The sequence below is a fragment of the Nocardia sp. No.11 genome (assembly GCF_038752175.1).
In the GTDB taxonomy this organism is placed as follows: Bacteria; Actinomycetota; Actinomycetes; order Mycobacteriales; family Mycobacteriaceae; genus Nocardia; species Nocardia canadensis.
Genome location: NZ_JBCGFB010000061.1, coordinates 1 through 20,464 on the forward strand (window position 1 = coordinate 1; position 20,464 = coordinate 20,464).

Annotated in this window: 15 protein-coding genes and 1 pseudogene; 10 read left to right on the top strand and 6 right to left on the bottom strand. The window is 69.8% G+C overall.

Features of this window, described 5'->3' with window-relative positions:
* Positions 1–236, top strand: a pseudogene (locus tag V8688_RS18905) (alkanal monooxygenase); the annotation flags it as partial.
* Positions 237–248: 12 nt separating this feature from the next.
* On the opposite strand, the gene V8688_RS18910 reads toward V8688_RS18905, so the two are convergent.
* Positions 249–1,076 carry an NADPH-dependent oxidoreductase gene (locus tag V8688_RS18910; RefSeq protein WP_218717422.1) on the bottom strand — a complete coding sequence of 276 codons (828 nt, stop codon included), beginning with the start codon at positions 1,074–1,076 and terminating at the stop codon, positions 249–251.
* A gap of 133 nt (positions 1,077–1,209) precedes the next feature.
* Here V8688_RS18910 and V8688_RS18915 point away from each other — a divergent pair, with 133 nt between their 5' ends.
* Together V8688_RS18915 and V8688_RS18920 are read left to right on the top strand one after the other, a co-directional pair.
* Positions 1,210–1,815 carry a pyridoxamine 5'-phosphate oxidase family protein gene (locus V8688_RS18915; RefSeq protein ID WP_342801362.1) on the top strand — a complete coding sequence of 202 codons (606 nt, stop codon included), beginning with the start codon at positions 1,210–1,212 and terminating at the stop codon, positions 1,813–1,815.
* A 9-nt stretch (positions 1,816–1,824) separates the two neighbouring features.
* Entirely contained in the window at positions 1,825–2,571 is a 747-nt protein-coding gene (locus V8688_RS18920) for a M50 family metallopeptidase (RefSeq protein WP_218717420.1), read from the top strand.
* On the opposite strand, the gene V8688_RS18925 is transcribed toward V8688_RS18920, so the two are convergent.
* Both V8688_RS18925 and V8688_RS18930 read right to left on the bottom strand, forming a co-directional pair.
* Positions 2,562–3,044, bottom strand: a complete 483-nt coding sequence (locus V8688_RS18925) for a gluconokinase (RefSeq protein WP_218717445.1) — start codon at positions 3,042–3,044, stop codon at positions 2,562–2,564. The two genes, V8688_RS18920 and V8688_RS18925, sit on opposite strands and share 10 nt — an antisense overlap.
* Before the next feature lie 123 nt (positions 3,045–3,167).
* Positions 3,168–5,171: a CocE/NonD family hydrolase gene (locus tag V8688_RS18930; protein ID WP_218717444.1), complete on the bottom strand. Its 2,004-nt coding sequence runs from the start codon at positions 5,169–5,171 to the stop codon at positions 3,168–3,170.
* A gap of 290 nt (positions 5,172–5,461) precedes the next feature.
* Between V8688_RS18930 and V8688_RS18935 the strand changes: the two genes are divergently transcribed.
* Both V8688_RS18935 and V8688_RS18940 read left to right on the top strand, forming a co-directional pair.
* Positions 5,462–6,262, top strand: coding sequence for a VOC family protein (locus V8688_RS18935; RefSeq protein ID WP_218717419.1), 801 nt, complete (start codon positions 5,462–5,464; stop codon positions 6,260–6,262).
* A 147-nt stretch (positions 6,263–6,409) separates the two neighbouring features.
* Positions 6,410–6,772, top strand: coding sequence for a cupin domain-containing protein (locus tag V8688_RS18940; protein ID WP_218717443.1), 363 nt, complete (start codon positions 6,410–6,412; stop codon positions 6,770–6,772).
* Between the two features lie 3 nt (positions 6,773–6,775).
* Here V8688_RS18940 and V8688_RS18945 read toward each other — a convergent pair whose 3' ends face one another.
* Together V8688_RS18945 and V8688_RS18950 are read right to left on the bottom strand one after the other, a co-directional pair.
* Positions 6,776–8,818, bottom strand: a complete 2,043-nt coding sequence (locus V8688_RS18945) for an alkyl sulfatase dimerization domain-containing protein (protein ID WP_308248417.1) — start codon at positions 8,816–8,818, stop codon at positions 6,776–6,778.
* An 81-nt stretch (positions 8,819–8,899) separates the two neighbouring features.
* Complete coding sequence (locus V8688_RS18950) at positions 8,900–10,522, bottom strand: helix-turn-helix domain-containing protein (RefSeq protein WP_342801363.1); 1,623 nt, start codon at positions 10,520–10,522, stop codon at positions 8,900–8,902.
* A 134-nt stretch (positions 10,523–10,656) separates the two neighbouring features.
* Between V8688_RS18950 and pruA the strand changes: the two genes are divergently transcribed.
* The 4 genes from pruA (at position 10,657) to V8688_RS18970 (ending at position 15,493) form a co-directional block, all read left to right on the top strand.
* On the top strand, positions 10,657–12,309 hold the full coding sequence (gene pruA / locus V8688_RS18955; RefSeq protein WP_342801364.1) for an L-glutamate gamma-semialdehyde dehydrogenase: 1,653 nt from the start codon (positions 10,657–10,659) through the stop codon (positions 12,307–12,309).
* Positions 12,309–13,271 carry a proline dehydrogenase family protein gene (locus V8688_RS18960; RefSeq protein ID WP_316574618.1) on the top strand — a complete coding sequence of 321 codons (963 nt, stop codon included), beginning with the start codon at positions 12,309–12,311 and terminating at the stop codon, positions 13,269–13,271. Before pruA ends, V8688_RS18960 begins: the two co-directional genes overlap by 1 nt.
* A gap of 151 nt (positions 13,272–13,422) precedes the next feature.
* Positions 13,423–14,850: an amino acid permease gene (locus V8688_RS18965; RefSeq protein WP_218717415.1), complete on the top strand. Its 1,428-nt coding sequence runs from the start codon at positions 13,423–13,425 to the stop codon at positions 14,848–14,850.
* Positions 14,851–14,884: 34 nt separating this feature from the next.
* On the top strand, positions 14,885–15,493 hold the full coding sequence (locus V8688_RS18970) for a TetR/AcrR family transcriptional regulator (protein WP_218717414.1): 609 nt from the start codon (positions 14,885–14,887) through the stop codon (positions 15,491–15,493).
* Here V8688_RS18970 and V8688_RS18975 read toward each other — a convergent pair.
* A complete protein-coding gene (locus V8688_RS18975) occupies positions 15,476–17,542 on the bottom strand; it encodes an AMP-binding protein (protein ID WP_218717413.1) in 2,067 nt (688 codons plus the stop codon). The genes V8688_RS18970 and V8688_RS18975 overlap by 18 nt on opposite strands.
* A 313-nt stretch (positions 17,543–17,855) precedes the next feature.
* On the opposite strand from V8688_RS18975, the gene V8688_RS18980 reads away from it, so the two are divergent.
* Positions 17,856–20,435: an ATP-dependent Clp protease ATP-binding subunit gene (locus tag V8688_RS18980; protein WP_342801365.1), complete on the top strand. Its 2,580-nt coding sequence runs from the start codon at positions 17,856–17,858 to the stop codon at positions 20,433–20,435.
* Positions 20,436–20,464: the final 29 nt, after the last annotated feature.

Here is a 20,464-nt window from a genome sequence, read left to right on the forward strand (position 1 = left end):
AGGCACTCGCCACGCCGGCGCAGGCCGCCGCCTTCCCCGGCAGCGACGCCGAGCGCCGCTTCGCCGAGCAGCGCAAGGCCGGTCAGCTGCAGGGCTCGCCGGACACGGTGCGCGAACAGGCGGCCGCGCTGCTTTCCGCCACCGCGCCCGACGAGCTGATGCTCAACACCCTCGTCTACGACATCGACGCCAGGATCCGCTCGCTCGAGCTCAGCAGCAAGGCGATCAACGGCTGAGCCGGACCCGGCTCACAGCAGCCGGAATCCCCGGGTCTGCAACGACTCCCGCAGGCGGTGGCGGCCGTTGAGCGAGGCCACCGAGGCGAGCCTGGCCAGCACCCGCTCGGTCCAGGAAAACGGCAGACCCTGGTCGGCGTAGATCTCGCCGATCCGCTCCTCGTAGGTGTCGATCGGGGCGCGCTGACCGGCCAGGTCGTAGGTCTCCTGGTGCAGGACGGCGGCCTGCGGCAGGCGCGGCTTCACCCGGGTTCCCTCGGCCGGGTCGGGATGGCCGACGACCAGGCCGAAGACCGCGAACACGTGGTCGGGCAGCCCCAGCTCGGCGGCCACCCGCTCCGGATCGTTGCGCAGCGCGCCGATGTAGACGGTGCCCAGGCCCAGGGATTCGGCGGCGACCACCGCGTTCTGCGCCGCCAGTGCCGCGTCGATAAAACCGACATAGCTGGATTCGAGGTAGTCGGCGCCGTCGAGCGGCACGCCGCGATCGTCGGCGAGCTGGCGCAGACGGGCGAAGTCGGCCGTCCACACCAGCAGTACCGGAGCCTGCACGATGTGCTCCTGCCCACCGGCGACCTCGGCGAGACGGGCCTTGCGCGCCGGATCGCGCACCTCGACAACGCTCCACACCTGCAGATTCGACGACGTCGCCGCGGACTGCGCGGCCGAGACCAGCAGCCGGATCGTCGCGGGCGGCACCGGATCGGGCAGGTAGCGGCGCACCGACTTGTGGCTGTGCAGCACCTCCAGCACCGGGTTCCACTGCGCGGGAACCTCGGTCGCCGGATCGGCGTAACGCTGCTGCACGAGGTGGACGGGGCTGGGGGCGGTCTGCGTCATCTCGCCATCGTCGCCGCACGGGCCGCGCACGTCTGCGGTAACCCTCAGCGTGAACCGAACGACGACCCCGGCACGGCCGATCGATACAGTGGTGCGGGGGAACCCACCGACGGGTGGGACGAGGGAGTGCGTCATGGGCAAGGTGTTCGATCGGATCGACGACAGACTACGAACCTTCATCGGCGAGCAGCCGATGTTCTTCGTCGGTACCGCGCCCTCGGCCGGCGGCCACGTCAACGTCTCCCCCAAGGGCTACCGCGACACCTTCGCGGTCCTCGACGATCACACCGTCGCCTATCTCGATCTGTTCGGCAGCGGCTCCGAAACCATCGCCCATCTGCGCGACAACGGCCGGATCACCGTGATGTTCTGTTCGTTCACCCGCACCGCCCGCATCCTGCGGCTGTTCGGCACCGGCCGCGTGGTGCGGCCCGACTCGGCCGAATTCGCCACGCTGCGTGATCATTTCGGCACCGACCACCCCGGTATCCGGGCGGTGGTCGTGGTGTCGGTGGAGCGGATCGCCGACTCGTGCGGCTGGTCGGTGCCTTATCTCGACATCGTCGAGGAACGCTCGATCCTCGACGAGGCGCACACCCGCCGCACCGACGCCGATTTCGCCCGCCGCATCGCCGGCGACAACGCCACCAGCATCGACGGCCTGCCGGCGCTGGAACCGGATCATCCACTGCCGTCCCAGCTCACGCGCGAACCCACGCCACCCGCCGTGGACGGCTAAAGTGCGGCGGTGAACACCGGATCCGCCAGCTCGCTGCTCGATCGTCTCCTCGCCACCCAACCCGCGCCCGCCTGGTGGCTGGTGCTCGCCACCGCCGCCGTCGCGCTCTTCCTGGTCGGTTACCGGCCGCTGTGGCGGCTCACCAGGGCCGCGGTCACCGTGGCGCACGAGGGCGGCCACGCGCTGGTCGCCCTGCTCACCGGGCGCAGGCTGCACGCGATCACCCTGCACACCGACACCTCGGGCCTGACCGTGTCCAGCGGCAAGCCGACCGGTCCCGGCATGATCCTCACCGCCGCCGCGGGCTATCCGGCGCCCGCGCTGCTCGGGCTGGGGTACGCGGCGCTGCTCGGGTCGGGCCGGGTGACGCTGATGCTGTGGGCGACGCTGCTGATGCTGGCCGCCGTGCTGATCAAGGTCCGCAACATCTATGGGCTGCTGACCGTGGCCGTGCTCGGCGCGCTGGTGTTCGGGGTGTCCTGGTTCGGAACCGACCAGATGCAGGCCGCGTTCGCCTATCTCGCCGCGTGGTTCCTGCTGGCCGCCGCGGTCCGCCCGGTGATCGAACTGCAGCGCAGCCGCCGCAGGCAGCCCGGTCACACCGCCTCCGACGCCGACCAGCTGGCCCGGCTCACCCATCTGCCCGCGCTGCTGTGGGTGGGGATCTTCGCGGTGCTGTGCCTGGCCGCGCTGGTGGTCGGCGGTGCACTGCTGCTGGCGCCGGTCCAGCAGCTGCACCCGCTGCTTCAGCGGTGAGCGGCGCGCCAGGCCTCGACGGCCTCGGTGACGAGGACGGTCGGCGGCTCGAGCGCGTTGAGGGTGATCCCCGCTTCGTCGGGCTGTAGTGGTTCCAGCGTGGCCAGCTGGGAATCGAGCAGCGCCGTCGGCATGAAATGGCCGAGCCTGCCGGTCATCCGGCGCAGCAGTTCCTCGCGGCCCGCGGCCAGGTGCACGAAGTAGGTGTTCGGGGCGCCGCGGCGGAGTCGGTCACGGTAGGTGCGCCGCAGAGCCGAGCACGCGGCGACACCGCCGGATTCCTGATGCTCACCGAGCCAGCCCGCGACGATGTCGAGCCAGGGCGCGCGGTCCTCGTCGGTCAGCGGGATCCCCGCCGCCATCTTCTCGATGTTCTCGATGGGATGGAAGTCGTCGCCCTCGGCGTAGGGCACCCCGAGCCGTTCGGCGGCGAGCGCGCCGACGGTCGTCTTCCCGCATCCGGACACGCCCATCACCACGATGACGGGTTGCACCACACCGACCTCCTCGTCCGAGCCACTGCCCTACAGGCTCACACACCCCGCCGCGACCGGGTTCGGGAAACGCCGGACCCGGCGGTCGATCCGTGCGTCGTTTCAGGGAATCGGGCGGTCGGTGGGCAGGTTGACGAAGCTCGGCGCGGCCGGATCCAGACGCAGGTGCTGGGGTTCCATGCCGCTCGCGTTCAGCATCGGCCGGAACGGCAGCGCTTTGGGCGCGTTGCCCGCGTAGACATCGATGCGCAGCCGATGCCCCGGCGCCAGGACCGCCTGCGTCGGGATGACGGCGACGTCGAGGTCGGTGGGCGCGCCGGGCACCACGGGCAGCAGATCGTCGACGGTGAGCGGATTGAACGGCGCGGTGAGGTCGCCGTTGACCGAACGGGCACTGCGCCGTTCGTCGATCGCGCGCATCGATGTGGTGAGCTGACCGGTGGTCAGCACCGTCGAGGTGCCGTCGGGCGATACGTCGTTGACGGTGACATTCCAGAAGCCGTCGGTCGTGTCGTGCACGGTGTTGAGCCGCACATTGATCGGACCGGAGATCACCGTCTGCTCGGTGAGCGGGGCGCTGGTGAAGGTGAGCCCGTTGCGTTCGGCGATCCGGGAGTCCTTCGCGCAGGTGTCCAGCGCGGCGGCCATCCCGGCCGAGCCCTGCGCCGCGTCGCGCGAGCAGATCGTGCTCAGACCGGGTGCGACGGTGAGGTTTTCGGTCGTCGTCGGCCCGGTGGCACTCAACGATCCGTCGTGGAGGCTGTCCTCGGTACTGCCGCTGGGCGCGGCCGAGAGATAGACGCGACGATGGGTGACACCGGGCATCGGGAACTCCGGCAGCGTGATCCAGCTACCGCCCTGCTGCTTGACCGTGACCGGCCCGAAGGTGTCCACGCCGCTGTCGATGTCCTTGAGCCACTTGTCGAACCAGGCCCGCTGCAGTACGTCCAGACGCGGCGGTGCGCCCGGAACACCGGTCCCCGCACCGGGATTGGCGTGATAGGTGTCGCCGACGACGAGCTGTTTGCGCCCGACGGGCAGCGGGATCTGCTCGTAGAGTTTGGTCGCGCTGTTGGCGAAGATGTCGTGCCAGCCGCCGTAGACGAAGGTCGGCACGGTGACCTGCTCGGGATGCCCCATGATCGCCTCGCGGAACGCGGAGGTGTCGTCGAGGGCGCCGTCGAGCGCGGGCGGCATATTCGACAGCGAGGGGGTGAGCAGGGACTGGGCGAGCAGGTCGAAATTGGTGGTCGGGTCGGCGAGGCGATCGTGGAACCAGGTCCAGTCGAAGGTGCCGTCGGCCATCGAGGCGACATCGGGTACGAGTTTGAGCTGGTTGACCGAGTTCAGCCACAGCGGCAGGAAGGTGGTGCCGACGCCGCCGCCGGGGGCGACCACGTCGCGCATCAGGTCGCTGCCCGGTTCCACAGGGAAGATCGCCTGCAGCGCGGCGGGGGCGTTCTCGGCCGCGCGCAGCTGATTGATGCCGGAATAGGAGCCGCCGCTCATCCCGATCCGCCCGTTCGACCACGGCTGGCGGGCCGCCCAGTCGATCACCTCGCGGGTGTCGAGCTGTTCGCGGGCGCCGAGGGTGTCCCATTTGCCTTGCGACAGGCCGGTTCCGCGCACGTCGGCGACGACGACGGTGTACCCGCTGCCGATGAGCTTGCGGTCGACGCCGAGCATGGTCTGGATCATGCCGCCGTCGAGTGCCTGCATCAGATCGCCGAACCCGCTGATCGGCGTGGCCGACAGGTTCAGCCTGCGCACGATGTCGACCGCCGTGGCCTGCAGGCCCGGGATGGCGGCGGCGGATTCGATCAGGCCGGTCATCAGTTTCGAGTAGGGCGTGAGGCTGACGATCGTCGGCAGCGGCTGCTGCTCGATCTCACCCGCGGCGTTCGCCGGCCGGTAGACGTCGGCTTTGAGCACGACGCCGTCGCTCATGGTGATCCGCACGCCGCGCTCCACTCGCACCTCGGGATAGGCGCCCGGCCCGTCGTGCAGGGCCGTCCACCGGGCCGCGGGCGGTTCGGCCGGGTCACCCGCCGCCGGTCCGCCGCCGCATCCGAGCACGAGCATCACCGCGAGGATCGTCACGAGCATCCGGACGAACCCACGTTCGGAACCTCTCACTGCCATTGCGTCGCTCCCCGACCGGTTCGTTCGTCTCCACTGTTGACCTAGCCACCACACGATCGAGCGCGGAAACTGTAACAGGGGTAACGACCTGGCGAGCCGAGCGTCGGCCCGCTCGGACTGTCGCAGTGAATACCCGTTGTTCCAGTTCAGCGCGCTGTGCGGGTCGCACGACTGTCGGAGGCTGATGGTTGACTGGCACCCGCCGGCGCGGTTCCGGCCGGCTTCCATCCATCACCGAGGAAGGACGTTCGACAATGCCGACACGTGACGAAGCTTGGCCGCAGGGCACGCCCTGCTGGATCGACTGTCAGGTCGACGACACCACCGCCGCCCGTGACTTCTACAGTGCCCTGTTCGGCTGGGACATCCAGGACGGGCCCGCCGATGCGGGCGGTTACCTGATGGCGACACTGGACGGCAGGCCCGCCGCCGGCATCGGCCCGAAGCCCGACGGCATGCCGATGCCCTCGGCCTGGACCACCTACTTCGCGGCCGAGCGCGCCGACGAGATCGCCGAGAAGGTGAGCAAGGCGGGCGGCCAGGTGTTCATGCCCCCGTTCGACGTGCTCGACGTGGGCCGCATGTTCATCGGCGCCGATCCGACCGGCGGGGTGTTCGGTGTCTGGGAGGCGAAGGCGCACACCGGCGCCGGCGTCTACAACCAGCACGGCGCCTACTGCTGGAACGAACTGCACACCGGCGGCTACGACCGGGCCCACGACTTCTACAACGCCGTCTTCGGCTGGCACTACACCGAGATCGGCGACGGCGAGAACTTCGTCTACTCCACCTTCGCGCTGCCCGGCCAGACCCACACCATCGGCGGGATGATGGACGCGTCCGCGCTTGGCACGCCGACCTACTGGCTCACCTGGATCCAGGTCGACGGCGCCGACGCCGCGCTGGCCAAGGCCACCGAACTGGGCGCCTCGGTGATCATGGGCCCCGACGACAGCCCGTTCGGGCGGATGGGCATCCTGCAGGCGCCCCAGGGCGAGGTGTTCGGCGTCATCGATCCGGCCGAGGCCGTGGGCGAGGTCCCCACCGGCGCCTGACGGCGAATCCGCACTGCCGTTCGCTTGCGCATAGTCCCCTATCGGCGAACGATGAGCTGTGCGGTGGCTGCCGTCGCGGGCCGAGCGCGTGGACGCGCCCTGGTGGACACGACTCCTCGGCCACCTTCGACAACACAGGAGCCGATGATGTCCGCCCTGACCCGCAAGAATTTCGACGCACCCGAGGAAACCCGGCCCTTCGAGCAGGACAAAGGCCGGCTCGATCTCGTGAATCTCGACAGCGGACCGGTGGGCCGCGCCGTGTTCGAACCGGGCTGGCGGTGGTCACTACACGTCAAACCGATCGCCGGGACCGACAGTTGCCAGGCGCCGCACATGGGCTACTGCCTGTCCGGGCGCATGGTGGTGGTGATGGACGACGGCGAACAGCAGGAGTTCGGGCCGGGCGACCTGATGCTGGTGCCGCCCGGCCACGACGCCTGGGTGGTCGGTGACGAAGCCTGCGTGATGCTCGATTGGCAGGGCGTCGCCGACTACGCCAAGCGGTAGCGGCTAGGGCGTCACGATGGCGAAGTTCGGGTCCGGCTTGTCGATCAGGCCGGGCAGCTTCGTCAGCGCGGTGACATCGCCCTCGACGACGATGTCACCGCTGAGCACTGCCTTCTTCAGATCGCCGCCGCCGGCCAGGCTGCGGATCAGCACGGGCCGTGTCAGGGTGAGGGTGGCCTCCGGCGCGGGCAGCTCGTCGCCGGGGAACCGGTCGTAGTGCACGAGCACGCCGTTGCGCAATTCCACGCGGTGGATCCGGTTGCCCTCGTCGCTGATCCGCCAGTCGCTGGTGAGCTTCACGTCCCAAGCCTTGGGCCCGTCGATGCGCAGGGCCATCGCGTCGAACACCTGCTCCACGCTCAGTGCCGCCGCCAGCGCCGCCGAGTTCGCCGCGGTCGGGGTGCCGAAGGCGCCGTGGCGTAGTTCATGGGCACCGCTGAGGTAGAAGTTGCGCCAGGTGGCGTTCTCCGCGCCGTAGGCGAGCTGTTCGAAAGCACTCGCCTGCAACGCTTTCGCGGTGTCGTTGCCCGGCTCGGCGAAGATCGCGTAGTTCAGCAACTGCACCGCCCAGCGGAAGTCGGCGGCGTCGTAGGCCCGCTGCGCCTGCTGCAACACCGCGGCGATCCCGCCCATCGCCTCGACGTGGCGGCGGGCGTTGTCCACCGGCGGATGCTCCCAGAGGTGGGCGGGGTTGCCGTCGAACCAGCCCATGTAGCGCTGATAGACGGCTTTGACATTGTGGCTGATCGAGCCGTAGTAGCCGTGCGTGGACCAGGTGGCGGTGAGCGCGGGCGGCATCGTCATCATCTCGGCGATCTCGGCGCCGACGTAGCCCTTGTTCAGCAACCGCAGCGTCTGGTCGTTGAGGTAGGCGTAGAGATCGCGTTGCAGCGACAGGAACTCGACGATCCGGTCGGTGCCCCAGATCGGCCAGTGATGAGAGGAGAACACCAGCTCGGCCCGGCGACCGTACCGGTTGATCGACTCCGTCAGGTATTTCGCCCAGACGTGGGGGTCGCGGACCAGCGCGCCGCGCAGGGTGACGATGTTGTGCATGGTGTGCGTGGCGTTCTCGGCCATGCACAGGATGCGACGGTCGGGGAAGTAGATGTTCATCTCCGCCGGCGCCTCGGTGCCCGGCGTGAGCTGGAAGACCATCCGCACGCCGTCGACCGTCTCGACCTGGTCGGTGCGGGTGATGTCGAGCGTGGGCGGGATCAGGCTGACCGTGCCGGTCGAAGTGGTCTGCCCGAGACCCGAGCCGACCTGGCCTTTCGGCCCGCGCGGCAGCGCGGCGCCGTACATGTAGGCGGCGCGGCGGGCCATCGCGGTGCCGGTGTAGATGTTCTCGGCGACCGCGTGTTCCAGGAAGCCGACAGGCGCGAGCACCGGGCAGCGGCCCGCCGCGACATCCTGCGGGGCGAGGACCCCGTAGCTGCCGCCGAAGTGGTCGACATGGGAGTGCGAGTAGATCAGACCGGTCACCGGCCGGTCACCCCGATGCTCGCGATACAGCGCCAGCCCCGCGGCCGCGGTTTCGGCGGACACGAGCGGGTCGATGACGACGACCCCGGTGTCGCCCTCGATCAGCGTCATGTTCGATAGGTCGAAGCCGCGGATCTGATAGAAGCCGGGCGCGATCTCGTAGAGTCCCTGTTTCACGGTGAGCTGGGATTGCCGCCACAGGCTCGGATTCACCGATCGCGGACAGGCACCGGCCAGAAAGTCGTAGGAGTCGGTGTCCCACACCACCTTTCCCGAGGCGTCGGTGATCTTGCCCGGCTCGAGGGAGGCGATCCAGCCCCGATCGGCATCGGCGAAATCGGCAGTGTCGCCGAAGGGCAGATTGTCGGCCAGCGCGCGATTGGCGTCCGCGACGGCCTCGGTCGGGTCCGTCTGCGTCCTCGACGGTGTGATCGCGCCGGTGTCGTCGCCGCAGCTGGTGACGGTCAGGCCGACAGCCAGCGCGGCGGCCGTCCCGGCTCCGACGCCGAGCATGCCGCGGCGCGACACCTCGAACCGCTGGGTATTCGTCCCGTCCACCACGACAACCTCACTCAGGTGCTCACGTCCCGCCGCGGCGGTGCGACCAGGCGTCGCTATTGCAGCATAACTGCAATAGCCGAGTTAGGGCGCGGCGATCGGCACCGCGGCCAGCTGGATCTCGAGCAGCAACCGGTCGGCGGGATCGGCCAGGTCGATGCCGAGCACGGACTCGGCTCGGCGCAACCGGTACCGCAGCGTGTTCGGATGCACGCGCAGCACGGCGGCCGCGGCGCTGACCTCGCCGTGTGCCCGCAGGTAGGCCAGTACCGAGCGGCGCAGTTCGGCGGCGTGTTCGCGGTCGTAGGCGTCGAGCGCGCTCAGCCGGGGATCGTGCAGGTGTGGGCGGTCCCGGACCAGCCCCACGATCTCGGCCAGCAGCACCGCCGTCCTGGCCTCGGCCAGCGTGGCGACCCGACTGCCCGACGCCGCGGCGGCCGGGCTGTCCAGGACCCGATCGACTTCGGCGCGGGCGCTCGCGACCGCCGTCAGCCCGGCCACCGGAGCCGCGACGGCCGCGCGCACCACCAGCCCGCGCGCCTGTTCGAGCTGCTCGACGAGCTTGCGCAGCCAGGAGCCGACGCTGCGCTCGGAGTGATACGACGGCAGCAGCACATACACCCGGTCATCGATCGCCTCGGTCACCGAGTCGTCGCGAAAAGCACTGGCGTGCAAGCGGATCAGGGCGCTGGAGGCGGCCAGGTCGGCGCCCGGGCCGACCGGCGCGAAGCCGATCACCGCGGCGGGGCCGGTGGTCGGCAGGTGCAGCGCGGCCGCCACGGACGGGACGTCCACGCCGTCACCGTGCGCGCCGAAGAGCCTGCGCACCAGCAGGGCCTCGGTCGAGGGCGCGTCCAGTCCGCGCGCGATGATCCGCGCCGCGACCGCCGACGCGCCGCGCAGCACCTGGGCGGCATCGGGGCGCAGCGGGCGGTGACCCTGTTGCAGCCAGATGGTGCCGAGCATCCGCGGGGGCGTGCCGCGCCGGATGCCGACCACCAGCCTGCGCCGGATGTCGAGCTCGGGATGTTCGGGCACGTCGACGACCTCGTCGCTGCGCCGCACCCGGTCGAACACACCCCATTCGCGCAGGATCCGCAGGTAGTCGCCGGGTCCCTCGCGGCCGAGGATGGACCGGATGCGCAGTTGATCGGCGGAGGCGTCGGAGGCCGAGTAGGCCAGCACGTGTGAGTGCGGGTCCTCGATGGAGACCATCCCGCCGGTCTCCCTGGCGACCACCTGCGCGAGCCCGAACAGGTCGGTGTCGGGGGCGAGCAGGTCGTGGTCGTCGGCCGCGGCGCGCTGGCCGGGCGAGCGGGCCAGCATCCGGCGTACCAGCGCGAACACCTGGTCCCAGCGTGCCTGCCGGTGCACATGCACCAGGGCGATGCCCGCCGTCGACGCCGCGACCCGCACGGCGGGCGAGTCGTTGGCGCTCTTGGTCATCAGTACGCGCGGGCGCTGGCCGGGATCGCGGGCGCCCACCCCGCGCAGCCATCGCACCATGGCCTCGGCGTCGACGCCCACGAGCAGATACACCTCCGGCAGCGGGCCCTCGGTGTCGAGCTGGTCGGGCAGATCGGCGGGTTCGGCGAGCGCGACCGAGCGCAGCGGGACCGATTCCCCCGCCGGCGCGGCGACGAGGGTGGCGACGGTGTGGTCGAGGGCGGCGAGCAGCTCACCCAGGGTAGTGGCGTCCTCCGGCATCACGAACCTCCCGTCGCTTTGTCCGATCGGACGAACATCGGTCGGGTTCTTCGTCCGATCAGCCGATTATGCCGCCTCCCCCTCGGTGTTGACTACGTCACATCCCGCCCCTACTCGACGCAGGAGCCGCCTTCATGGACGCCATCGCGACCACTCCGCCGCCGGTCAACGAGCCTGTCGGCACCTTCGCCCCGGGGACCCCGGAGCGCGCCCGGCTGCGTACCGCACTCGCGGACCTGTCCGCGACACCCACCGAGATCCAGCACGTGATCGGTGGCCGTCACCTGCGCGGCGACGGCCCGAGTTTCGAGGTCGTCCAGCCGCACCGGCACACCGCCGTGCTCGGCACCCTGCACGACGCGACCGCCGCCGAGGCCGCCGCCGCGGTCGAGGCGGCCGACGCCGCGGCACCGGCCTGGCAGGCGATGTCGTTCGACGACCGGGCCGCGATCTTCCTGCGCGCGGCGGACCTGCTGGCCGGACCGTGGCGCGAGCGGATCTCGGCCGCGACCATGCTCGGCCAGTCCAAGTCCGCCTATCAGGCCGAGATCGACGCGCCGTGCGAGCTGGTCGACTTCTGGCGCTTCAACGTCTCCTTCGCCCGCCAGATCCTGGCCGAACAGCCGATCTCGGCGCCCGGGGTGTGGAACCGGATGCAGTACCGGTCGCTGGAGGGTTTCGTCTACGCGGTCACGCCGTTCAATTTCACCGCCATCGCGGGCAATCTGCCGACCGCGCCCGCGCTCATGGGCAACACCGTGGTGTGGAAGCCGGCCCGTTCCCAGGCTGTGGCCGCCTACCTGACCCTGCGCCTGCTCGAGGCCGCGGGACTGCCCGCCGGGGTGATCAACCTCGTCCACGGCGCGGGACCGGAGATCTCCGAGGTCGTGCTCGCCGATCCGCGGCTGGCGGGCGTGCATTTCACCGGGTCGACAGCCACCTTCCAGCACCTGTGGCGCGAGGTGGCGCAGCGCATCGACCGGTACCGCAGCTACCCGCGCCTGGTCGGCGAGACCGGCGGTAAGGACTTCGTGCTGGCCCATTCCTCGGCGGACCCCGCCGTGCTCACCACGGCGCTGCTGCGCGGCGCGTTCGACTATCAGGGCCAGAAGTGCTCGGCCGCGTCGCGCGCGTTCGTCCCGCTCTCGGTGTGGGCGGCGATGTCGGAGGATCTGATCGAACGCACGACGGCGCTGCGCTACGGCGACGTCACCGACTTCACGAATTTCGGTGGGGCGCTGATCGACCGGCGCGCCTTCGAACGCAACGCCGCCGCTCTCGAGCGGGCCAAGGCGACACCGGGGCTGACCGTGGTGGCCGGTGGCCACAGCGACGACGGCGTCGGCTGGTTCGTCGAGCCGACCGTCGTCGTGGGCGACGATCCCGCCGACGAGATCTTCCACACCGAATACTTCGGCCCGATCCTGGCCGTGCATGTCTACGACGACCGCACCCCCGACGGCTTCGCCGCGGCCATGGACCTCGTCGATCGCGGCAGCGCCTACGGGCTGACCGGGTCGATCATCGCCGAGGACCGCGCCGCGATCACCGCGGCCACCGAGCGGCTCACCTTCGCCGCGGGCAATTTCTACATCAACGACAAACCGTCCGGCGCGGTCGTCGGCCAGCAGCCCTTCGGCGGTGGGCGCGCCTCGGGCACCAACGACAAGGCGGGCTCGGCGCAGAACCTGCTGCGCTGGACCTCGGCACGCACCATCAAGGAGACCTTCACCCCGCCGACCGAGCACCGCTATCCCCATCAGGCACCCGACCCGGAGGTCCACTGATGTCCGCCCTCCTGCGCTCGACCCTGCTCGCCGCCGCCCGTTCACCCCGGCTGGAACGCGCCGTCACCCGACTGCCGGTCAGCCGGGCCGTGGTCGCCCGTTTCGTCGCGGGCACCACCACCGACCAGGCGGTGCGCGCGGCCGAAACACTGCTGCGCTCCGGCCGCTTCGTCAGCGTCGACTATCTGGGCGAGGACACCACCGACCTGGCGAGCGCGGAATCGACCGTCGCGCAGTACCGGACCCTCATCGCCGCGCTCGGCCGGCTTTCCCAGGCCGAGGTCGCGGCGGGCGCCGTTCGGCCACTGGAGGTCTCGGTGAAGCTGTCCGCGCTGGGTCAGGCCCTCCCCCGCGACGGTCACGCGATCGCCCGCGACCACGCCCGCCAGATCTGCGCGGCCGCCGAGGCCGCGGGACTGTGGGTCACCGTCGACGCCGAGGACCACACCACCACCGACTCGACGCTCGAGATCGTGCGCGAGCTGCGCGCCGACTACCCGTGGCTGGGCACCGTCCTGCAGGCCTACCTGCGCCGCACCGAGGACGACTGCCGCGCGCTGGCGGGTCCCGGCTCGCGCATCCGGTTGTGCAAGGGCGCCTACGACGAACCCGAGTCGGTCGCCTTCCGCGACCGCGCCGAGGTCGACGCGTCCTATCTGCGCTGCCTGGCGATCCTGACCGCGGGCGGCGGGTACCCGATGATCGCCTCGCACGATCCGGCGGTAATCGCGGCGGCCGGGGTGGCGGTGCAGTCGGCGCAACGCAAGACCGAGGAGTACGAGTACCAGATGCTGTTCGGCATACGCGCCGACGAACAGCAGCGACTCGCCGCCGCGGGCAACCACGTTCGCGTCTATGTCCCCTACGGTGACCAGTGGTACGGATATTTCATGCGCAGGCTGGCCGAACGGCCGGCCAACCTGGGGTTCTTCCTGCGCGCGCTGGTCGGCGGGCGCGGGTGACGACCGGCTGTCCCTTCGGGCACCACCGCTGAACAATATTCACTCTCGGCGCCCGCGGCCCCGACGTGGCGGTGTACTCAGCTGAGCCTCCCGGCAGGAGGTCGGCTCGTACATCGCGACGCGGCGGTGTGCGCCGACGGAAGGAACGCGAATGTCTTTCGCACAGTTGCGCGCCCAGATGCTGCGCCGTAAACCCCTCGTCGACGTCGAGGACGAGATCCCGAGCGACGAACGGCTCGCCAAATCGCTCGGCCTGTGGCAGCTGACGGCGATCGGCGTCGGCGGCATCATCGGCGCGGGCATCTTCACCCTGGCTGGTTCGGTCGCCCACTCGGTCACCGGTCCGGCGGTGCTGATCTCGTTCTTGATCGCCGGTGTGGCCAGCGCGGCGGCGGCGCTGTGCTACGCCGAGTTCGCGGGCATGGTGCCCAAGGCGGGGTCGGCCTATACCTACGGCTACGTCTCGCTCGGTGAGCTGGCGGGCTGGTTCATCGGCTGGGATCTGCTGCTCGAGTACATCGCCGTGGCGGCGGTGGTCGCGATCGGCGTGTCCGGCTACTTCGGGTTCCTGCTCGACCAGGTCGGCCTGACCCTGCCCGAATGGATGCTCGGCGCGCCCGATACCGGCGAGGGACGGGTCGTCGACCTGTTCGCCGTGCTGTTCTGCCTGGGCACCGCGTGGGTGCTCTCGCGCGGGATCGGCAGCGTCGGCCGGTTCGAGACGATCGCGGTCGGCATCAAGGTCGCGCTGGTCGTGCTCATCGTGGCGCTGGGCGTGTTCCACATCGACAGCGCCAACTACGACCCGTACTTCCCGTTCGGGACCGGCGCGGTGTGGACGGGCGCGGCGACGGTGTTCTTCGCGGTGTTCGGCTACGACGCGATGAGTACCGCCGCCGAGGAATCGGTGGACGGACGCAAGCACCTGCCCAAGGCGATCATCTACTCCCTCGCCATCGCCATGGTGCTCTACGTGCTGGCCACGCTGGTGCTGACCGGCATGCAGAAATACACCGAGATCAGCCCGACCAGCGGCTTCTCCACCGCGTTCGAGTCGGTCGGGATGCCGGGTGTCGCCAACATCATCGCGGTGGGCGCGATCGTGGGCATCGTGACCGTGGTGCTGACGTTCATGCTCGGTGTCACCCGGGTGTGGTTCGCGATGAGCCGCGACGGCCTGCTGCCCGCGTGGTTCGCCAAGACCCATCCGACCCGCAAGGTCCCGACCAGGGTCACCTGGATCGTCGGTGTCGGCGCGGCGATCCTGGCCGGCGTGCTGCCGATCAACACCGTCGCCGAGCTCACCAACATCGGCATCCTGATGGCCTTCATCGTGGTGTGCGTCGCGGTGATCGTGTTGCGGCGCACCAGGCCCGACGCGCCGCGCTCGTTCCGGCTGCCGTTGATGCCGGTGATCCCGCTGGTCGGCATCGGGTTCTCGGCGTACCTGATCTACTCGCTGCCGTGGGAGACGTGGGTGCGGTTCCTGGTGTGGCTGATGGTGGGTCTGGTCGTCTATTTCGGCTACTCGCGCACGCATTCGGTGATGAACCGGACGGCGGTCCCGCCGAGCGCATAGCCCGGGTCCGGGCGGTCTGTGCTGTGATGGGCCGATGAGTTCAGGGCACGAAGTCGAGGCGGCGGGCGAGCGTACGGCGCGCCCGCCGCGGCGGCGCGATCCGGAGAAGACCCGCGAGGCCATCATCGACGGACTGCTCGCCGCGCTCATCGACGGCGATTTCGCGCCGACCACCCGCGCGATCGCGACCAGGGCGGGCACCTCCGAGCGCAGCATCTTCGTGCACTTCGCCGATCGCGAGGCCCTGCTCGTCGCCGCGGTAGAGCGCCAGTCGGCGACGGTGGAGGCGTGCCTGATCACCCCCGATCCCACACTGCCGCTGGATGATCGGATCACGCTGGCGGTCCGGCAGAGCGCGGCGATCTTCGAGCTGCAGCGCTCGCCGCGGCTGCCCGGCCTGCAGGAGTCCCGCTCGGTGCCCGCGATCGACGCGCGGATGCGCCGCACCGACGAGCGCATCCGCGACACCCTGGCGGCGCTGTTCGCCCCCGAGCTGGCCGGTGACGATCAGCTGCTCGACCTGGTCGACGGCGCGCTGGCCTGGCCCGCCCACCACCATCTGCGCGATCGGCGCGGCCTGTCTCGCGAGCAGACCGCGGCCGCGATCGAGCGGGCGGTGCGGCGGCTACTCGCTCAGGGCTGACTCCGGGCGCACCAGCACCCGTTTGAGGATCTTGCCGGTCTCCCCGCGCGGCAGCGCGGACAGGAAGGTGACATCGCGCGGGACCGAGAAGCGGCTGAGCCGGTTGCGGATATAGGTCCGCACCATGTCCGAATCCAGACCCGCCCCTTCGCGTTTCACCACGAACGCGGCCAGCCGTTGCCCGAACTCCCGATCCGGCACGCCGACTACGGCCACCTCGGTGATCTGCGGCAGATGGGCTAGCGCCTCCTCCACCGGGCGGGGGAAGACGTTCTCGCCGCCGGAGATGATCATCTCGTCGTCGCGGCCCGCGACGAACAACCGGCCCGCCGCGTCGAGGTAGCCGAGGTCGCCGGTGTCGAGCATCCCATCGGCTTCCTCCGGCGGCGCGGCGTTGACATAGCCGTCGAAGAGCATGTGGTTGGCGACGAAGATGTGCCCGGTTGCCCCGACCGGCACCGGTCGCAGGTCGGGACCGAGCACCGCCACCCGGGTGCCCAGCGGCGGGCGACCGGCGGTGGTCGGCGAGACCCGCAGGTCGGCGGGGGTGGCGACGCTGGCCCAGGACACCTCCGTCGAGCCGTACACGTTGTAGAGCACGTCACCGAAGGTGTCCAGGAAGCGCAGTACGGTGGCCCCGGCCAGGGGCGCGCCGCAACTGACGACGTGGCGCAGGCTCGACAGGTCGAAGCTCGCGCGGACCTCGTCGGGCACGTCGAGCAGCCGCTCGACCATGGTCGGGACGACGATCAGCGTGGTGATCCGGTGCGCGACGATCGCGCGCAGGCAGGCGAGCGCGTCGAACCCGTCGGTGAGCACCACGGTCGCGCGCAGCGCCGTGCTGAGCTGCAATCCGGCCAGCCCCCAGGTGTGGAACAGCGGCGCCGGGATGAGGACGACCTCCTCGACCCGCATCGGAATCCGCGACAGCAGCGCCGCGATGGTGCCGAACCCCTTGGGATGCGGGCGGCGCGCGCCCTTGGGCGAGCCGCTGGTGCCCGAGGTGAGCACGATCAGCCGTCCGGGGTGGGCCGGTACCGGAAAGTCGTTCTGCGCCAACGCGATCAGACCGTCGATGGTCGTGCGTTCCGGGTCCGGCGGCTGGTCGTCGGTGGTGAACCGGGGTACGTCGCTGTGCAGGTAGCGGATCAGGGTCTCCAGCGGCCCGTCGACGTAGACCGCGCTGAGCCGGTGCCGCTGCACGATCTCCTCGATCCGCCGGCCCGACAGCCCGGCGTTGAGCAGCGCCACGTCGACGCCGAGTTTGCCCGCCGCGACCATGGTTTCGACCATGCCCGCGTGATTGCGCGACAGCAGGCCGATGGCGTCGCCGGCCCGCAGGCCCAGGGAGTACATCGCCCCGGCCAGCGCGGTGGAGCGCGCGTCGACCTCGGCGAAGGTGCGGGTGCCGTGCGGGTCGATCAACGCGAGCCGCGTCGGGGTGTGCGCCGCGCCCGCGGCGTAACCACCGGCCAAGTTGAAGCCCCACTTCGCCAGGGAGCGAAGCTGTTTCACGATCGAGACGGGCTCAGGACGCATCAGGCCGGTGGCCGCGATGCTGCGGACCACTCCGGTATTGCGGCGCAGCACCGAGCGCTCGGCGTTGATCACGATCGAGGATCTGGTGCCCGCGATGATGTCGGCGGTCCGGCGCAGACCCGCCTTCACCCAGTCGGTGACCACGGAATTGCTGCGCGCGTCCAGCATCGGGTGCACCCTGGCCGCGGCGAACAGGGTGATGTCGAGGCGGGTGCGCTGCTCGTCTCCGCGCAGGCGGATCGCGGCGAAGCTGCCCAGCGCGGAGCTGCGCAGTTCGAAACTCTCGTACCAGCGTCCGATCTCGAGCACGAACTCGTGGGTCTGGATGCCCGCGGCGGCCGAGCCGACCCGGACCTGCCAGACCACCGAGCCGTCGGGTCGCTCGACCCGTTCGCAACTGCCGATGCCGGTGAACATTCGTGGGTAGCTCTGTGGGTCCAGCAGTACGTCCCACAGTGATTGACGCGCGATCGTGAAATCCGCGGAGACATCGATGACGTCGGTGACCAAACTCCGTGCTCTTCCCGTCGGCCTGTTCGACCAGTCGGTCGGCGGGCAAATCTGGGCGCCGCGGTCGATACCGCGGCGCGGGTCGTCACGCTACCCGTCCGTGCCGCTCCTCGATCCAGAATCAGACAAAACCGGTGGTTTCGGACCGCTTCCGCCGGACTTTGGTTTGCGCGCCACACCTCACGACGTTGTAGATGTGAAACTGTCCAATCGCTTGCACCCCACCCGGGGATGCCGAAGTATTGCTAGCAGTACCGACCCGATCTGCAGAAGTCGCCGCCCCGCGCGGCACGACGAGCGAAGAGGTGTGGATATGACAGCGAGCTGGCCAGGTTCGATGAACTCCTTCGACGACATCTTCCAGCGATTCTTCGGCCCCGGGATGTCGGCCAAACCCCCCGTGCAGCGCATCGACCTGGGCAGACTGATGACCGACAACGCCAAGTTGCTCATCGGATCGGCGCGCGAGGCCGCCCAGGAGTGGGGCAATACCGAGATCACCCCGGAGCACCTGCTCTACGCCGCCACCGAGGCCGAGCCGGGCCGCAGCATCGTCGCCGAGCTCAGCCTCGACCCCGACCAGGTTGCCGAGCAGATGCAGGACTTCCTCGACACCGGCTCGCCCAGCGAAAACGACCTCTCCGACATCACCCTCAGTCCCGGCACGAAGATGGCGCTGCGCGCCGCTCAGCGCCAGGCCGCCCAGTCCGGCAGCAGCTACATCGGGCCCGAGCACATCCTGCTCGGCATAGCCTCGCTGCCCGACTCCGTCGCCGCCCAGTCGCTGATGGCGGGCATCGCCGCCACCCAGAGCGGCACTTCCTCGGGTCCGGCCACCACGGGCGCACCGGCCAAGCGGCAGCAGAAGACCGACACGCCGACCCTGGACGAGTACGGCCGTGATCTGACCGCGGAGGCCCGCGAGGGTTTGGTGGACCCGGTGGTCGGGCGGGCCGAGGAGATCGAGCAGACGATCGAGATCCTGTCGCGGCGGCGCAAGAACAACCCGGTGCTGATCGGCGATCCCGGTGTCGGCAAGACCGCCATCGTGGAGGGTCTGGCGCAGCGGATCGTCAACAACGACGTGCCATCGACCCTCACCGACCGCCGCGTCATCGCGCTCGACGTCGGCACACTGGTGGCGGGCAGCAAGTATCGCGGCGAGTTCGAGGAGCGGCTGACCAAGATCCTCGACGAGGTCCGCGCGCACAAGGACGAGCTGATCGTCTTCATCGACGAACTGCACACCATCGTCGGCGCCGGTGGCGGCGGGGAGGGCTCGATGGACGCGGGCAATCTGCTCAAGCCCGCGCTCGCCCGCGGGGAACTGCACGTCGTCGGCGCGACCACGATCGACGAGTACCGCAAGTACATCGAGAAGGACGCCGCACTCGAACGGCGGTTCCAGCCCGTGATGGTCTCGGAGCCCTCGGTCGAGGACACCATCGAGATCCTGCGCGGCCTGGCCGACGTCTACGAGGAGCACCACCAGGTGCGCTACTCCGACGACTCGCTCATCGCGGCGGCCCAGCTCTCGGATCGCTACATCACCGACCGGTTCATGCCCGACAAGGCGATCGACCTGATCGATCAGGCAGGCGCGCGGGTCCGGTTGCGCTCGGGCACCCCCGATCCGGAGGCGAAGGCCAGAGACGAGGAGATCGCGCGGCTGTACCGGGAGAAGGACGCCGCCGTCGACAACGAGGACTACGAGAAGGCCAACGCCATCAAGGCCGATATCGCGGCCAAGGAAGAGGAACTCGAGGAGTCCGGCGTGCGATCCGGCGAGCCCGAGGTCCAAGTCGTCGACATCGCCGAGGTGATCTCGCGGCAGACCGGCATCCCGGTCGCCGACCTGACCGCCGAGGAGAAGCAACGCCTTCTCCAGCTCGAGGACGTGCTGCACAAGCGAGTCATCGGGCAGGACGAGGCGATCGTCGCGGTGGCCGAGGCGGTGCGCCGGGCCAGGGCCGGGCTCAAGGATCCGAACCGCCCGATCGGCTCGTTCCTGTTCCTCGGCCCGACCGGTGTCGGCAAGACCGAACTGGCGAAAGCGTTGGCGGAGGCCGTCTTCGGTGACGAGGACCGGCTGATCCGCTTCGACATGAGCGAGTTCCAGGAGAAGCACACCGTCTCCCGGCTCGTCGGCGCCCCACCCGGATACGTCGGCTACGACGACGCTGCCCAGCTCACCGACAAGGTGCGCAGGCAGCCGTACTCGGTGATCCTGTTCGACGAGGTCGAGAAGGCGCACCCCGATGTGTTCAATGTGCTGTTGCAGCTGCTCGACGACGGCCGGGTCACCGATTCCAAGGGCCGCACCGTCGATTTCAAGAACACCATCGTGATCATGACCTCCAACATCGGCTCCGATCTGATCCTGAAGGCGCCCGAGGGCGATCTGGACTCGATCGTGCCCGAGCTGGAAGAGCGCCTGCGCCAGCACTTCCGGCCCGAGTTCCTCAACCGCATCGACGAGCAGATCGTGTTCCATCGCCTCGACAAGACGCAGCTGGAACGGATCGTGAACCTGATCCTGGACAAGACCCGGCGCATGCTGGCGGCGCAGGACATCGGGCTCGAGATCAGCGACTCGGCGGTGGACTGGCTCGGCGAACGCGGATTCCAGCCCGAGTTCGGTGCCCGGCCGTTGCGCCGCACGGTGCAGAGGGAACTCGACAACCGGATCTCGCGGCTGCTGCTCGACGGCGGCCTCGACCCGGGCGCCACCGTGCAGGTCGACACCGCCGACGACGACCTGGTCGTCACTGCCCAGGCGGCGGCGAACACCGCCGACACCAACGGGTCCGCGCCGAAGTCGCAGGCGAAGCAGCCCGCCAAGAAGTCGGCGAAGAAGGGCGAGGACAAGAAGCTCGCCTCCTCGAAGAAGTAGCGGCGAACGACGATGGCCCGGTCCGCGCG